The following is a 15,098-nucleotide window of genomic DNA, read 5'->3' on the forward strand; positions in this document are numbered from 1 at the left end:
AAAAACTGTCGCAAAATTTGCCGCTGATTATGATTGCTTCACTCTGTCTGCGGCCTTGTTCAAACGCACAGTGGGCGGGAAGCGGATATTCGCTGCGAGCGCGAACACTGACACGAAGTTTACCGTGAGTGCCTCGGTTTGAGAATGTTGCCTTTCCTAGGCTACCTGTTCGTTTGCCATCCAAAGTCGCACCGGAACGACAAGCACGACTGATTTTGAGCGCTCAGATAGCCGTTTCGCTTCCCCCGCCGTACTGGCACACCTATCACACGGCGGAAGTCCGGTGCCCGCACTCACCAAGTACAACGTTTTTCGGACTTTGAGCACAACTTCTTGTCAGTGGACACGAACTACCTTGTGTTTGCGTCGGTCATAGAATCACTCGCCATAGTCGGCAGTGGAGAGCCCGCGATACCGCAACCAAGGTTCTGCCAACCTTTGCTTTGCGCTGACGTTTAGGTTTATTCGTCTCAAAAGAACACAGTTCTTTTGACTTTGATAGCACGCTTTAGGCGGCAAATGCCGCGACTTTAGGTCGTTCGATTGCGAACCCCTGCAAGTAGTCAATTCCAAGGCTTGTCAATGCCTCAATCATTTCCTCACTCTCGACGTGCTCTGCGACCGTTTGCAATCCGGCCACATGAGCCATTTTGATAAAGCATTCAAGGCTCGCGAAAGACACTGGGTCATGGTAGTTACGTATGAAGCTTCCGTCGATTTTTAGGTAGTCCGCAGGAAGATTACTGAAGTAACGAAATGATGACGCTCCTGCACCGAAGTCATCAATCGCTACTGACAAACCGTACTCCCGAAGTGTCGAAAGAAATGACGACATCTGCTCCATGTTCTCGACGATAGAAGTTTCAGTAACCTCGATGCAGACGCGGCCCAATTGATGAGAAGTGCCCGTTTGAAGGATAGCAAGAAAGTCCTTTTGGAAGCTTCGCGACGACAAAGAAGCGGGAGACAGATTTACGGAGTAAGTAACGCCTGGTTCTGCCGCCGCAGCAATTTCCAAGCATCGCCGGAACATCCAAAGGTCAATGTTGGGCATCAAGCCGTATCGCTCAGCCGCACCCAAGAATTGCTCGGGGGCTATGAGCTTTCCGTCCGGACCAGGGAGGCGGATGAGTAACTCACGCAACTCTCCTAAGCCTCCAACGCTGGCCACTGGTACAATTCTCTGTTCATGAATTTCCCAGCTGCCATTTTGGTTCGCTCGCTCAATAACATCGATCAGAGATAACTGCATAGCCACATCGCGCATAGCGTCGTCGTCGGTTGACCATACACATATTTGATTTCGACCAGCTGCTTTTGCTGAGTAGGCGGCGATGTCTGCTCTTCGCATATGCTCCGAACCATCAGGTGCAGGTATACTGATATCGGTTACGCCGATACTTGCTCCAATCCTTGCACAACCATCGGCAACATGAATTGAGTTTATCGCCGACAGCATCGTACCGGCGAACTCTTCGGCCTTAGCCGAAGTGGGGAAATGTCCAATGACAACAAATTCATCTCCACCTTGGCGTGCAGCATGGATTTTCGAGTCAGTGAACCCGCTTAGTACCTCAGCAATCTGACGAAGTAAGTGATCACCAGTATCGTGACCATGTGTGTCATTTACTCGTTTAAAGTGGTCGAGATCGATAAAGAATAGGAAACTAGAGTTTCTGGCGATCGGGTCGATCAAACATGCGTTTAACCTTTGCTGGAACTCGTTTCGATTGAGAAGACCTGTCAGGAGGTCATGTGTCGCCCGGTACTCAATGTCACGAGATAGTTTTCTTTGCTCAGTTACATCGCGGAATACGATAACAGCACCTGCTGTCCGACCATCTGGACCGATTATTGGCGCTGCTGAGTCGTCGACAGGGGTTTCCTCGCCCGAGCGTTGCCTTAGAACCGAATTTGGCTCCAAGGTCACCGTCTCGCCAACCTTGAGGCATTTTGCAATTGGGTCGGTGACGGGCGCACCGGTGGTTTCGTTGTAGACTGCGAAGACTTCGGAAGAAGGACGACCAATTGCTTCTTCAACAGTCCAACCGGACAGATCCGCAGCAACTTGGTTTAGCCAAGTTACTCGACTGTCGCGATCAGTGGTGATGACGCCATCGCCGATTGATGACATCGTAACGGAGAGTTTAGAGGTTTGTTCCTGCAACTCGACCAAAAGGCTTCGTTCCGGAGTAAGGTCGAAACACGCTCCGTGTATCCTGTCCAACTGGCCATCGTGGTCTTTGTAGGCCTCTCCCATGAGCTTCAAAGAGTGTGACAAGCCCTTACCGTCGTCGAAATCGATTTCTATATCGATCCTTGGACTCCCTGAAATTAGTCTTTTTACCTGGCTCTTGAATTTGGCAGCTTCTGCGTGCGGCAGAAGCGCCAACCATGCAGCCAGCGTGTGGGGCTTGCTTGCATCGGTCACCGCGAAGTGTTCGATCATGGTGTCGTCCCATGTGACGGTGCCGTCCACAATGTCCAGACTCCAAAGGCCTACTCCGCCGCTGCTGCTGGCAAGCTGCATCCAGTCTCTGGTTGCACGCAGCTCTTCATCTTTGACAACCCGCTCAGAAATATCCTGAAAGGCGCCAAAAAGCCTGGCCGGCTTGTTCCTTTCATCAAATTCCGCTTGACCGACCGCCCGCACCCAGATGCGTTCACCGTTCATCCGGTCAAATGGCAACTCGAGATCCCACGGCGTCCCATCGTCCATCGCTTGATTGACTGCGTCCGCAACGGTTTGGCGGGCCTCTGGTGCATAAAAGCTGATGCCATCTGCAACGCTTGGCAAAAAGTCTTCACTGACGCCATGAATGCGACGCGTTTCAGCAGTCCAAAAAAGTTCATTCGTTTGCAGATCCAGCTCCCAACCGCCAACTCCAGCCACTTGACCCGTGCGTTCAAAAAGCTGCTTAAGTCGATTTTCTGTTTCTTGTGATTGTTTAAGTTGATCTATTGCAAAATGGGTTCCATACATCCATTCCGGTGCGCCATCGGCCGTTCGTGTGAAAACGCGGCCACGATCGTGAACCCAAACCCAGTGGCCGTCCTTGTGCTTCATGCGCGCCTCAATGTCGTAGAACGCTGTTTCCCCAGACCAATGAGCGTTCAAAGCAGCCTCGGACTTTTCGAGGTCGTCAGGGTGCGCAAAATCCAGCCATGTTTGGATGGTGGTGGGCCCGAGCTCGTCCAAGGTATAGCCAACGATCTCAGCCCATCGCAGATTGAATCGTGTCTCGCCCGTCTGCACGTTCCATTCCCATGTGCCAGCGTTAGTACCTTCCAGGTAGGACTGTAGCCTGAACGACTTTTTTCGAAGCCGCTCGACAATAACGTTTTCGTCATCTGGCAGGGTGATGAAGGCAACAGCGCCAGCGTGCTCTCCGTCTTCATCGAAAAGCTTCGATGCCGAAAGGCAGCAGGAAACTATGGCACCGTCTTTTGCAACGAACTCTAGTCCAAGATCGTCGACATGGCCGGTTTTGAGTACCTCTTCGTATCGAGGGCGAACCTTTGTCTGCGCATCTTCCGCAAGAAAGTCAAAACTGCGGCGCCCGATCACTTCGTGACGTTCGTATCCAAACACTTGAAGCCAACGGTTGCTGACACGAACAATCAATCCGTGGGGATCCGAAACGTGGAAGATGGCCGGAAGATCTTCGGGCAGCTCAAATACGGAACCAAGTGGTTTCTGTTTAATCGCTTCCATTTCACAACCCTTCAAGCTCACGTTTAGTAAGATTTCGCCAAAGATTCTTAAGAAAGTGTTTCTCCGCTCATTAAACATGGATAGGTCCGCCGCTCCTTCGATGGAGCTCGGATAATCCGTCGCCCATCTAGGCTATGTTGTTCTGAGCTGAAGTGGCGTTTGGCCATGAAAACGGATTACTTCGAACCCTGGCACCAAAGCACGAAATCGGCGCTGCTACTGCGCTGGACTGCGAGTGAAACCTTCGCATTGAGCAACTCATTTCTTCGGCGGCAGTGCATCCCAGGCTGCATCGGATGGGCCGATTTTGAATAGACTGGTTCGCGTGACACATCAAAGCTCCCGATCCCACTACATGTACAGATCGAATTTGGTCACACGTCGACACATACAGGGCTAATTTGGAGCCAAGTATTCTCAAGCCAGTCGAAGGGCGCTCAATTCGGAGAAGTCACTGCAGCAAACTGAGTAAATCGGAACGGCGGCTTCGGGAACGCTGCAGTGCAGTACATGATCATATAGCCAACGACAGCTTTGGGCCGCTCCTTATAAACCGCCCAACTTCACTAGATTTCAATGGCTTCAGCTATGGCTAGGGCATCCTCGAGTTCGACGCCGAGGTATCTGACCGTACTGTCCATCTTGGTGTGGCCAAGAAGGAGCTGAACCGCCCGAAGGTTTCCTGTCTTCTTGTAGATCTGGGTGACCTTGGTTCTGCGCATTGAATGCGTGCCATAGGCGCTTGCCTCTAGACCAATCGACGTGACCCAGTCGCGGACGATCCGAGCATACTGACGGGTCGAAATGTGCAGCCGCTCATGAAAGCGGCCTGGCCAAAGGTACTCGGAGCCAACCATGAGCTCGTCTTCCATCCACTTCTCGACTGATGCGCGTGTGCCTTCGGATATCTCAAATCGCACTGGTTTCTGCGTTTTGCTTTGTAGGACGGAGGCGCGCTCCTTGATCTGACCTGATGCCATCACATCGACGACTTTCATCTTCACCAGGTCACAGCCGCGGAGCTTGCTGTCGATCGCCATATTGAACAGCGCCAGATCGCGATGGTTCTCGGCGAGTTCGAGCCTAACCCGGATCGCCCAGACGTGTTTTGGCTTCAGGGGGCGCTTTTGGCCAACAATACGTCCTTTGTTCCAGGCGGGGCGAAGCGCACGAATGGCAGGTAAGTTTGGTGTTTCCATGACTGATCCTCCGATCCGCCATGCCCTCCCACAACGACAACCCGACGTTGACGAGGCAACATATCACAGGATGCTGCGCCGCATTCGAGGTCTGGAACGAGCCCTCTCAAGACATTGATGGACTGGAAGTCCCAAAATAATTACCGAACTCTCAACCGCGTGAACTACAGATCAGGGTCAATATCAATTGCGCTGTAGCACCAAGCCTCTGAGCTGATCTTGCCCGACATTTATCAGGGCGGATTGCGGGCTAGACGGCTGACCGCCTTTTGTTCCACCACGCCCACAGTGCAAGTAAAATCAGGCCATAGATCGTCTCGGGCGAGAGCACGAGCGCAAGCAGTGGATCATAAGCGCTTTCGGCCCCTACAAGGGCTGTTTCCTCAGAAGCTACCTCGCCACCATTTGCGATGGTTATCGTTTGATCCAGTGTTACCGCCGCATCCCACAGTCCATGCATGATGATTGATGGCCACAGTGATCCCGTCCAAAGTACGAGCGCACCGAAGAAAACACCGCCGCCAATCGCGCCTGAAACCTGGAATAAGGTGATTTCGAATGGTTGCCCGCCCATCCAGTTCACAAAGTGGAACAGTCCAAAGATGACGGCGGCAACCAAGACAGCGGCAATGGCGGACAAATTTGACCGCAAACCGTGCAATAGCACTCCGCGAAACAACAGCTCTTCAAAGAAGCCGACGATGAGGGCTGCGAAACTTGCGACCCCTACTGTCCCCCATTGCGCGGGCGTTAGCGCAAAGTCATCATTCTCTAAAAGGGCGGCACCGTAGGTGACAAAAACCAGCGCAAGAACAAACGCAATGTAGGGCAAAGTGAAAAGCGTCGCGCGCCACTGGGGCATGCTGAGTAGTCCCGTCTCCCGACCCCAGCCGATCAGAAAAACGGCACCAACAAGAACGCTTGTCATTGCAGCCTCGGTCCAAAGGCCATCGGCGAATTCGGATGCACCCTGTTGCTGTCGTCCATGTCCGAACAGATCAGAGGTATCTGCAAAAAGAATTGGCGCAACGAAGTAAACTGCGGCAATCACCAGAACTGCGAGAGCGACAAAAAGGGGCTGCGATTCAGCGAAATTACGAATTCTGTTCATGCGATTGAGCCTAAGTTTGTCTGGAAGAAATTCAATGCAAGGCATTTAAGCAGCGGATTCGCCGATGTAAACGATCGGTGCCGTGTTGGAAGTTTGGCTGTTCACTAAAGGCAGCTATGTCCCGCAGACTGTTAATTCGAGTGGTGTCAGATCTTGCATTTGCAGCGAATGGCGGCTCTGACGGGCCGCGATGCAGCACCTTGACCCACTGGCCAAGGTCCGCAATGGGCCGTTCGTACGAACGGCCCAAGTGTTTAGATTTCGATAGCTTCAGCGATGGCTAGAGCGTCCTCAAGTTCGACGCCCAGATATCGAACGGTGCTGTCCATCTTCGTATGTCCAAGAAGCAACTGTACGGCGCGCAGGTTGCCAGTCTTCTTGTAGATTTGGGTGACTTTCGTGCGTCGCATCGAATGTGTGCCGTATGCGCCTGCTTCTAGGCCGATGGAAGAAACCCAGTCCCTGACGATCCGTGCGTATTGGCGTGTGGAGATGTGCAAACGCTCATGGAAGCGGCCTGGCCAAAGATACTCTGAGCCAACCATGAGTTCATCCTCCATCCACTTCTCAACCGAGGCCCGGGTGCCTTCCGAAACCTCGAAGCGGACTGGTTTCTGAGTTTTGCTTTGCAGTACGGAGGCGCGCTCCTTGATTTGACCTGACGCCATCACGTCGACGACCTTCATCTTCACAAGATCACAACCGCGCAGCTTGCTGTCGATTGCCATATTGAACAGCGCGAGGTCGCGATGGTTCTCGGCCAGTTCAAGTCGGACACGGATTGCCCAGACATGCTTTGGCTTCAGCGGCCGTTTTTGGCCGACGATACGTCCTTTGTTCCAAGCGGGGCGTAGTGCGCGGATTGCTGGTAGGTTTGGTGTTTCCATGACTGATCCTCCGATCCGCCATGCCCTCCGCAACGACAACCCGACGTTGACGAGGCACTATATCACGGGATTTCTGCGCTGCCTCCGACGTCCGCTGTGAGCCCAAACCTACCAAGATGACGAAGTATCGCGAATGGCCGGTCTTACGAAGGTGGAGAAGAACCATTCAAAACTCCCCCGACGTTTTTGGCTAAAAGTTTGTGACGTAGGAAATCTTAACGATCACAGTGTAGTGCTCAAGGTGAACAAGACGGAGACTTTTCCTAAAGGTTGCGGAGAAGGGTTTCTTTTTTTGTTAAGCAATGAGCCGCGAGTCAGATTACGAGAGCTGGCTCCGAGCCAAATGTTGGCTGACGTAGGCTCGCTGCGCCCTGCTTGTCATGCAGGCTGATCAACACTCCTAAAGCTTCCCCCGAACCCGACCGTATACGGAAAAAATCGGTAAAACCTTAGCCGGGACCCTAGGCCTGTCGAAATGTGCCGACCTCGCCGCACAGGATAATGAGCGGATATGAACACGCTCATCTATCAAAAGGTTCCAGGACGACTTTGTCCTGACGGGAAAGGAAATTCCGATGAGATACATGTTGCAGTTCCGCGAAGTCGCCGAGGAATGGGGCAAGCACAAAGACCCCTCTCAGCACGAGGCCTATTTTGGTGCCTGGGGCGCGTTCATTGGCGAGATCGCGCAATCCGGGGTCATGGTCAGTGGCGAAGGGCTGCTTTCGCCGGAAACAGCGACGACGCTGCGTATTGAGAATGGGACGCGTCAGGTCTCCGAAGGCCCGTTTGCCGACACCAAGGAGGCACTCGGAGGTTATCTCATCATCGACGTGCCCGACCTCGATGCCGCGCTCGACTGGGCCGCAAAGGCGCCCTGTGTGGCCGTCGGATCGGTCGAGGTCCGTCCGGTGCTGCCATCGTCTGACGCCTGAGGAATGGTGCGTGCAGCGACGCCGCGACGATTGCGGCACGCACTTTCAAACTGCGCAAAAGCTTATCTGTCGACAGGCCGTCGGCAAACGATCATGATCAAACGAAAGGAGCTTACGATGAACTACATGTTGCAATTCTATGAAACTGCCGATGAACGCGGCAAGAGACAGGATCCGGCACAGTCTGACGCCTATTGGGGCGGATGGAACGACTTTATCGGTGCGCTCGCGCAATCCGGAGCAATGGTAAGCGGCAACGTGCTGCAGACGCCCGATTCAGCGACGACGATGCGCGTCGAAAACGGAACGAGGCACGTTGTCGATGGCCCATTCGCCGACACCAAAGAGATGCTGGCTGGCTATGTCATCATCGATGTGCCTGATCTAGACGCTGCTCTCGAATGGGCCGCTCGGGTTCCTTGCGTGACGGGTGGGTCTGTCGAAATCCGCCCGGTTCTGCCGCAGTCGTCCGACGACTGATGGACCCATCGCGCCGCGAAGTAGACGCGCAGGCAACACTCGCGGCGCGCGAATCCTACGGTAAGCTCATTGCGATCCTCGCCGCGCGCACGCGCGATGTCACGGCCGCCGAGGACGCGCTGGCCGACGCCTTCGCTGCGGCGATCGCGCAGTGGCCGCGGGACGGCGTGCCGAATAACCCGACAGGCTGGCTTGTGACTGTTGCGAGGCGCAGCGCTGGCCACGCAGCTGCGCGACGCGAGACCGCAGACCGGGGGACGGCGATGATCCAAATGCTGGAGGATGAACGGAGAGATGCGGATTTGAACGACTTTGGCGACGACCGGCTGAAGTTGATGTTTGCCTGCACCCATCCGGCGATCGCGGTGGACGCACAGGCACCCTTGATGCTCCAGACAGTCCTCGGCCTTGATGCTGCGCGGATCGCGAGTAGCTTTCTTGTTGCGCCAGCTTCGATGGGTCAGCGGCTGGTGCGCGCCAAACGTCGCATCCGCGATGCGGGCATCGCTTTCGCAATCCCCCAGCCTGACGATATTCCTGATCGTTTATCGGCTGTTCTGTCTGCGATCTACGCGGCCTATGGGACGGCTTGGGACGATATTGCTGGTGCCGACCAGAGGCTGGCTGGCCTCGCCGATGAAGCGATTTGGCTCGCGCGGCTGACGGTGCAGCTTGCGCCGGGCGAGCCAGAAGCCCTTGGCCTTCTGGCCATGATGTTGCACTGCGACGCGCGGCGGGCTGCACGGCGAGGACCCGATGGCGCCTTCATCGCGCTGCACAACCAGGACGCAAGCTTATGGTCTCGGGAGATGATGGCTGAGGCCGAAGCGGCCCTGCGCGCCGCCGCTCGTGCGGCAAAGCCGGGGCGGTTCCAGACAGAGGCCGCGATTCAATCACTCCACGTGCAGAGCCGAATGACTGGCGAGCGCCTGAACGGCCCACTCGCACAGCTTTACGACGTGTTGGCTCGGTTCGCGCCGACCACGGGTATCTTGGTGGCGCGGGCAGTTGCGCACGCGGAAAATGGAGAGGCCGACGCTGCGCTGTCACAGCTAGATGGGATCAATGGTGCCGAGACCTACCAGCCGTGGTGGGCCGCGCGCGCCCGCATTCTTTGGCTTTGCGGTCAGGAGGTTGCCGCCCGCAACGCCGCGTCCCACGCGGCCGGTCTCACCAGCGATCCTGGCATCCGGCGCTTTCTGTTGACCGATGGGTATCGCGACGTTTGATGCAGGGCTGCAGGATCCTGGGTTGGTTCAAAAGTTACATCATTTTGCGTTTCGACGAAATTCCGGTCTCGTAGTGAGCTCGTAGCTATTCAACTTTTCCCAGTTGCCACACAAGCCATTCGACCGAAATCTCGATCTGCTCATCAAGTTCGGCCTTCGTCCTTTGCGTTGTCGTCCCTGCGAGAAGCCGATCATACGCATCACCTGGTAGCATTGTCAGAAACATGCGCGCCAAAGTCATCGCGCGGTCTTTCGTCAGACCCGGCGTGACCGCACGCAAATAGCCGGATAGTTGCGCATACCCTTCTTCATACCCCCGATCGAAGAAAACATCGGCGATTTCCGGATTACGCCCGCCCTCGGTATAGACGATCCGGGAGAGGGCAAGGACATCTTCACCCCAAAGCATCTCAAGAAAGCGGCGCGCAATTTCTGTTAGCAGGTCTTTTGGCGTCCCGTTTTTCGGGAAGCCTTCGGACAACGGACCGAATGCGGCCTGACACAGCTCTATGACGACCGTGTTGAACAAGCCTGCTTTGTCACGAAACTGGGCATAAAGCGTTGATTTCGACCCGCCCGCCCGCTCGATGATCTGCGCGAGCGACGTTCGCTCATACCCCTGCTCCAAAAACAATTCAGCACTGGCCTTAAGCACAGCAGCGCGCCGCGCGGACCCCTTGTTTGTCAGTGGCGTGTCTTCGGGTTTGTCTGTTTTGGACATCTAGTCTCTTAGTACTTGTCTTTGCTTCAAACTCATTTATGTACCGTACCGTACATTACAGTGAGGTGCAGCGGATTGATGTTCCCTATCACTGATACAACGGAAACGTAAGAAGACTGGACTTTGGAATGAACGAGTTTACCGCTGATGTCTTGATCGTGGGGGCGGGCCCGACCGGTCTGGCGACGGCAATGGCCTTGTCTCATCTCGGCACATCTTTTGTCCTGATCGAAGCCAAACCAACGACCTCGGTTCATACCAAAGCCACGAACCTGATGCCCGGCACGCTTGAGCAGCTCGATATCTTCGGACTGACAGAGCGGATGTACGACACCGGCGGCATCATGACCCGCTACATGATGCATATGTATGGGTCCAACGTGGGGCCACGACCGATGCACATGGAAGGTAGTCCGCATCCGAATGTTCTGTTTCTGGGTCAGGATTTGATCGAGAAGAACCTTATGGCCAGTCTTCCAAATGAGGGTGCTGATATTCGGTTTGGCCATCGGCTTGTGTCGTTGGATCAGGATCTCGACGGTGTCACCGCGACGGTATCCGAAGGCGAGGCCGAGACGCAGATGCGGTTCAGGTACGTCGTCGGGTGCGACGGGCCGCGCAGTGTCGTGCGGCGCGGGACCGCCTGTGACTTTGAGCCCGTGAGAACCGGAAAATACGTCTGGCAGGCCGATGCGAAACTGTCATGGGCCGGGCTGCAAACGATGAAGCAGATGTGGCTTTACTACTACGATGAAGGATTTGGGGCCGTCATACATCTGCCCGGTGGCATCACAAAAGTCATGGTCTTTGAGGAAAAGGGCCGACTTCCAAACCGCGAACCCACCCTTGCGGAAATACAAGACCGATTGCGGATGATGACCGGGGATCAAACTGCGACGCTCACAGATCCAGTCTGGCTAAGCCACGGTGAACTGCTGACCGGTGTGGCTCCGTCGCTGATCGACGGTCGCATCCTGCTCGCTGGAGATGCGTGCAATCCGATCCTGCCCAACGGCGGCCAAGGACTGAATATCGGGATTCAGGATGGGATCAATCTCGCCTGGAAACTGCACGATGTCGTTCAGCGCTACGCCTCGCCTGCGCTTTTGCAGACCTACGACGATGAACGCCGTGCACTGCGGCTGGCTTTAGAGAATGTCCAAATCAATACCCTGAAATACACGCTGCCTGCGCCCAAAATGAACCGTTTCATTTTGCGCAAGTTTGGCGACCGCCTCCTTAATCGGTTTTGGCCGCTCATGGCGCGTGCCTTTAGCCAGCTTGGCCAGAAATACGACAAGAGCCCGCTGACCGAAGAGGGTGGGAGAAGGAAGGGCATTCGCGCCGGGCAACGTGCAGTGGATGCGGATGTTCAGTTGTGCTCCGACGGCACTGAGCTCTCGCTGCTCGAAACTCTCTGCAAGCCGCGTTGGAAGATTGTCGTTTTTGATGCTGGCAACGACGTCGCTTTGTCCGAGCTATTTGACGATGCAGCCTATCCATTTGCTGACAAGCTGGTCATCCGCTCGCATGCGTCAGTCCGCGGCCCCAGGACGCACATCGACCTCGATCAGTTGGCGCATAAGGCTTATGGCATCAAAACGCCGACAGTTCTGTTGATAAGACCCGACAATTATGTGGGTGCGCGTTTCACGGACGACATGGAAAAAAGTGTGAAGGCCTATTTCAAGACTTGGTACCCCGACGTCTGATTGGTTGAAAGATTAAGCCTCCGGCTTTTTCTTTGCCCCGTCCTTAGGTGCCATCTGTGGCGGTCATGACCTCATATGCCGATGATGCATCATTCAGGTGTCGTACTGCCGCTTCTCTTTCTTGAGGCGAGTATGCTGCTGCAATCCGTTCGATCTCTGCCGCGACACCGGCATAGATTGGCCCAAGTGTCTTAAATAGGAAGGGCGTCGGATAAACAATGATCCCTCGCCGATCGTCCGGATCACGTTCGCGCTTCGCCAGGTTTGCCTTCTCCAGTCGGTCCAATAGGGTCGTAACGGACCCGGTGGTTAAGCCCAATTCTGCTGCGATCGTGCTCGGCTTGACCGGCGCTTCGGCAAGCATGTTCAAACACCGCAAATCATTCCGGCTTACCCCCACAGTGTTGGCGGCCTTCGTGTCCAGTCGATCAATGCTCGCATACAGCCTGCGGCAAGCTGCGACGAGGTCTTGAGGCGTCGTTTCGTCAGGAGACGGCATTTCCAAAACCCATTTAGCTTGACAATCAAGTTACTTGATATAGATCATCGCCCAAGTAAAACCTGAACGCAAGAACCGTGGAGATTTAGATGGAAATCGCGCTTTATGTCCTGCTGGGGCTGGCTGCCCTTATTGCCCTTTTGTCCGCGCTCGCGCCCATAAAGGTGGAGTACACCGAAGAGATCACGGTCGATGCACCTGTCGCAGACGTCTACGACGACATTCGCCTTCAAGAGCACCTGATGCGTTGGTCGGCTTGGCCGAAAGAGACCAAATCAACCTGTACTGTCGAAGGCACGGACGGTGAAACAGGCGCCAAAACGGTGTTCTTCACCAAAGGCAAACGGGTCGGACATCAGGAAGTTGTGCGTCTGAAAGAGAACGAAGAAGTCGTCCTCACTCTTGTTGGTCCTGGACCTCCACATAGGCCGAAACTTACGTTCGAACTGCGTGCCATGGGCGAGGGATGCACCCGCGTTCTTGCCCACTTCGTCAATGAACTGCCGCGCCCTTTCAACGCGATTTGGAAGTTCGCGGGTTTGACCAAATGGACGCGGGAGATGCATCGAAAGGACCTTGCAGGTCTCAAGGCATTTTCCGAGCCGCCGCACCGCGATATGAACGGTGACGTTGTTGGGCGCCCACCGAAGGGCGATAACCCGTACGAGCACAACAAACGGGCGGCGTGATTGACACATAAATTGCTTCGGAATCGGTTCTGATAAATCGACATTCGCGAAATAGCATTGAAATTTCGCTGTTTTTATCCGAATGGGTCTGGAGTTCGCGCTTGCAGCGAATGACTGCAAAGCGGGCTGCGGCCGCAGCATCCGAATTGGCTGCTGGATGTCGGCTATGGGCCGACTGCCGCCGCAACACTGGTGGTTCGCCCCTCATAAGAGGACTATCGTACCTTAGGCGACTTGATCAGCACGTTCTGCGTCGCTGCCTTGGCATTGGCGTGGCAATTTCGATTTCTGCCAATTGCAACAATGTGCCGATTTAGACAACTTTCGCCTCGCTCCGTCTTTCGCTCTTTAGGTAAGGCAACTACGGAACTGCTTGACAATGAACTACAATCAGGAGCTCGACGCACTCTTCGTCGTTGACTTCGGTACTCCGCTGGAAACCGCCTTCCGAGTGCTCGGAATGTCCGTCGGTTCAGCATTGGTCTTCAAATACGTTGGATGGATAGCTGCGCCAGTTTGGGCCGTCGGGTTCTTTATGATGTTGGCGATTTATTGGCTGTTCCTGACCTATTGGCGGGGTCGAGCCAATCTGTGCGTTGTTCGAATGGCGCAGGTAGGTTTCCTGATTCAGGCGGCTTGGTTTTTGTGGTTCCCTGTCTTGATGGTGGTTTCGGGTGATGTCCCCCTCGCCGCAGCCGGGCTCACAATCATGGCGTGCATATATTTTTTCTTCATGCGCCAGTTCGACTATGAATTCTGGCTCGTTGTTGCGCGGATACTTTTGGTTGGCCTGTCTAGCGCCGTTGCGATCGGCGGTTTGGTTTTGCAGCTCGATGATGCACTCGCAATCGCTGGCTTGGGCTTCGCTTGGGTCGTGATGACTGCTTACTACGCCCAAGTGATGTTGGTTATTCGAACCGACAGACAGCAGGTCAAGCTTTCAGTGGAGAGGGCGGCGCAAAGCCAAAAGATGGAGGCACTAGGCCAAATGGCCGGAGGCGTCGCCCATGATTTTAACAACATTTTGGCTGCTGCTATGGGACACTTGGAGCTGGCACAGATCGAAGAAGACGAAGCTTCTCGCAATGACAGCCTAAAGCAAGCAAACGCCTCACTCGGTCGAGCTGCAATTGTGATCAAGGACTTGTTACAATTCGCGCGCCCCAGTCTGCAAAGTAAGTCACAGCTGCCAGTCAACACTCTACTGACAAGGATCGAAGCGCTTTGTCGGTCTGCTCTACCAAGTTCCGTAACAATCGGTGTTTTTCCTTCGTCAACGCATCTCAGCGTCGAGGTCGAGGAAGACCATTTTCTCGCCGCGGCCATGAATTTGGTGATCAACGCGCACCAAGCGATGAATGGCTCAGGACGCATCGAATTGCGGGCGGAGGTAACTAGCCTATCCGACGATCAACGTGACCTTTCAGGTGACCTATTGGAACCCGGATCTTATGTGGCCGTAACGGTCCGCGACAATGGGCCTGGAATCCCCATGGAGATTGCCGACAAGGTCGGCGCACCTTTCTTTACAACGAAGTTGGAGGGCAAAGGCACTGGACTTGGACTCCCCATGGTAGCTGCCTTCGCTCGACGGGTTGGCGGCGGATTGATTTTGCGGAGCAAGCCAGGAGACACTCGCTTTACACTGCTGATCCCGCAAAGAGATCGACACGAAGTCCAACGGAAACCCTCGGAGGGACCAAAGCCTCGGCTACACAACAAGGGGCGCGGCTAGCTAATACCACAAGCGAGTTGATATGAGCCGAGCCGAGTTTGCAAGAGACCCCAACTCTGGAGTACGGGGGAGCATTGCAAGCAAGCTGACCTCTAAGCGTCTGTGTTGCTGCAAGGGTGTTTAAGTGACCGCTTCTGGGAAGCTGCATCGCAGCGATGTTGACTGTCACGAACGTCATGTGTGGAT

12 protein-coding genes are annotated in these 15,098 nt (G+C 54.8%); 6 read left to right on the forward strand and 6 right to left on the reverse strand.

Annotated features, from left to right (window positions below):
- Nucleotides 1–508: 508 nt before the first annotated feature.
- From V8J81_RS10440 to V8J81_RS10455, 4 genes are all read right to left on the reverse strand, one after another.
- Entirely contained in the window at nt 509–3,793 is a 3,285-nt protein-coding gene (locus V8J81_RS10440; protein WP_368475692.1) for a PAS domain-containing protein, read from the reverse strand.
- Nucleotides 3,794–4,281: 488 nt separating this feature from the next.
- Nucleotides 4,282–4,914, reverse strand: coding sequence for a tyrosine-type recombinase/integrase (locus V8J81_RS10445; protein ID WP_093037018.1), 633 nt, complete (start codon nt 4,912–4,914; stop codon nt 4,282–4,284).
- Nucleotides 4,915–5,164: 250 nt separating this feature from the next.
- Nucleotides 5,165–6,025: a CPBP family intramembrane glutamic endopeptidase gene (locus V8J81_RS10450; RefSeq protein ID WP_368475693.1), complete on the reverse strand. Its 861-nt coding sequence runs from the start codon at nt 6,023–6,025 to the stop codon at nt 5,165–5,167.
- A 254-nt stretch (nt 6,026–6,279) separates the two neighbouring features.
- Entirely contained in the window at nt 6,280–6,912 is a 633-nt protein-coding gene (locus V8J81_RS10455; protein ID WP_368475694.1) for a tyrosine-type recombinase/integrase, read from the reverse strand.
- Nucleotides 6,913–7,487: 575 nt separating this feature from the next.
- On the opposite strand from V8J81_RS10455, the gene V8J81_RS10460 reads away from it, so the two are divergent.
- From V8J81_RS10460 to V8J81_RS10470, 3 genes are all read left to right on the forward strand, one after another.
- Nucleotides 7,488–7,847 carry a YciI family protein gene (locus tag V8J81_RS10460; RefSeq protein WP_368475695.1) on the forward strand — a complete coding sequence of 120 codons (360 nt, stop codon included), beginning with the start codon at nt 7,488–7,490 and terminating at the stop codon, nt 7,845–7,847.
- 93 nt (nt 7,848–7,940) lie between these two features.
- On the forward strand, nt 7,941–8,327 hold the full coding sequence (locus V8J81_RS10465; protein WP_368475696.1) for a YciI family protein: 387 nt from the start codon (nt 7,941–7,943) through the stop codon (nt 8,325–8,327).
- The gene (locus V8J81_RS10470; protein WP_368475697.1) at nt 8,327–9,556 is read left to right on the forward strand and encodes an RNA polymerase sigma factor; all 1,230 of its coding nucleotides are present in this window, start codon (nt 8,327–8,329) and stop codon (nt 9,554–9,556) included. Before V8J81_RS10465 ends, V8J81_RS10470 begins: the two co-directional genes overlap by 1 nt.
- An 85-nt stretch (nt 9,557–9,641) precedes the next feature.
- Here the strand turns inward: V8J81_RS10470 and V8J81_RS10475 are convergent, their stop codons facing one another.
- Nucleotides 9,642–10,277: a TetR/AcrR family transcriptional regulator gene (locus V8J81_RS10475; protein ID WP_368475698.1), complete on the reverse strand. Its 636-nt coding sequence runs from the start codon at nt 10,275–10,277 to the stop codon at nt 9,642–9,644.
- Nucleotides 10,278–10,405: 128 nt separating this feature from the next.
- Between V8J81_RS10475 and V8J81_RS10480 the strand changes: the two genes are divergently transcribed.
- The gene (locus V8J81_RS10480; protein ID WP_368475699.1) at nt 10,406–11,989 is read left to right on the forward strand and encodes an FAD-dependent monooxygenase; all 1,584 of its coding nucleotides are present in this window, start codon (nt 10,406–10,408) and stop codon (nt 11,987–11,989) included.
- Nucleotides 11,990–12,032: 43 nt separating this feature from the next.
- Here V8J81_RS10480 and V8J81_RS10485 read toward each other — a convergent pair whose 3' ends face one another.
- Complete coding sequence (locus V8J81_RS10485) at nt 12,033–12,488, reverse strand: MarR family winged helix-turn-helix transcriptional regulator (protein ID WP_368475700.1); 456 nt, start codon at nt 12,486–12,488, stop codon at nt 12,033–12,035.
- A gap of 89 nt (nt 12,489–12,577) precedes the next feature.
- On the opposite strand from V8J81_RS10485, the gene V8J81_RS10490 reads away from it, so the two are divergent.
- Nucleotides 12,578–13,177: an SRPBCC family protein gene (locus V8J81_RS10490; protein WP_368475701.1), complete on the forward strand. Its 600-nt coding sequence runs from the start codon at nt 12,578–12,580 to the stop codon at nt 13,175–13,177.
- 379 nt (nt 13,178–13,556) lie between these two features.
- Nucleotides 13,557–14,912, forward strand: coding sequence for a two-component system sensor histidine kinase NtrB (locus V8J81_RS10495; RefSeq protein ID WP_368475702.1), 1,356 nt, complete (start codon nt 13,557–13,559; stop codon nt 14,910–14,912).
- Nucleotides 14,913–15,098 lie beyond the last annotated feature (186 nt).

This window comes from Gymnodinialimonas sp. 202GB13-11 (assembly GCF_040932485.1).
Taxonomy (GTDB): Bacteria; Pseudomonadota; Alphaproteobacteria; order Rhodobacterales; family Rhodobacteraceae; genus Gymnodinialimonas; species Gymnodinialimonas hymeniacidonis.

Excerpts from the sequence above, each read along its gene's own strand:
- V8J81_RS10480 (WP_368475699.1), top strand. The coding sequence starts at position 10,406 with ATGAACGAGTTTACCGCTGATGTCTTGATCGTGGGGGCGGGCCCGACC.
- V8J81_RS10470 (WP_368475697.1), top strand. The coding sequence starts at position 8,327 with ATGGACCCATCGCGCCGCGAAGTAGACGCGCAGGCAACACTCGCGGCG.
- V8J81_RS10445 (WP_093037018.1), bottom strand. The coding sequence starts at position 4,914 with ATGGAAACACCAAACTTACCTGCCATTCGTGCGCTTCGCCCCGCCTGG.
- V8J81_RS10440 (WP_368475692.1), bottom strand. The coding sequence starts at position 3,793 with ATGTTTAATGAGCGGAGAAACACTTTCTTAAGAATCTTTGGCGAAATC.
- V8J81_RS10455 (WP_368475694.1), bottom strand. The coding sequence starts at position 6,912 with ATGGAAACACCAAACCTACCAGCAATCCGCGCACTACGCCCCGCTTGG.
- V8J81_RS10490 (WP_368475701.1), top strand. The coding sequence starts at position 12,578 with ATGGAAATCGCGCTTTATGTCCTGCTGGGGCTGGCTGCCCTTATTGCC.
- V8J81_RS10465 (WP_368475696.1), top strand. The coding sequence starts at position 7,941 with ATGATCAAACGAAAGGAGCTTACGATGAACTACATGTTGCAATTCTAT.
- V8J81_RS10450 (WP_368475693.1), bottom strand. The coding sequence starts at position 6,025 with ATGAACAGAATTCGTAATTTCGCTGAATCGCAGCCCCTTTTTGTCGCT.
- V8J81_RS10475 (WP_368475698.1), bottom strand. The coding sequence starts at position 10,277 with ATGTCCAAAACAGACAAACCCGAAGACACGCCACTGACAAACAAGGGG.
- V8J81_RS10495 (WP_368475702.1), top strand. The coding sequence starts at position 13,557 with ATGAACTACAATCAGGAGCTCGACGCACTCTTCGTCGTTGACTTCGGT.
- V8J81_RS10460 (WP_368475695.1), top strand. The coding sequence starts at position 7,488 with ATGAGATACATGTTGCAGTTCCGCGAAGTCGCCGAGGAATGGGGCAAG.
- V8J81_RS10485 (WP_368475700.1), bottom strand. The coding sequence starts at position 12,488 with ATGCCGTCTCCTGACGAAACGACGCCTCAAGACCTCGTCGCAGCTTGC.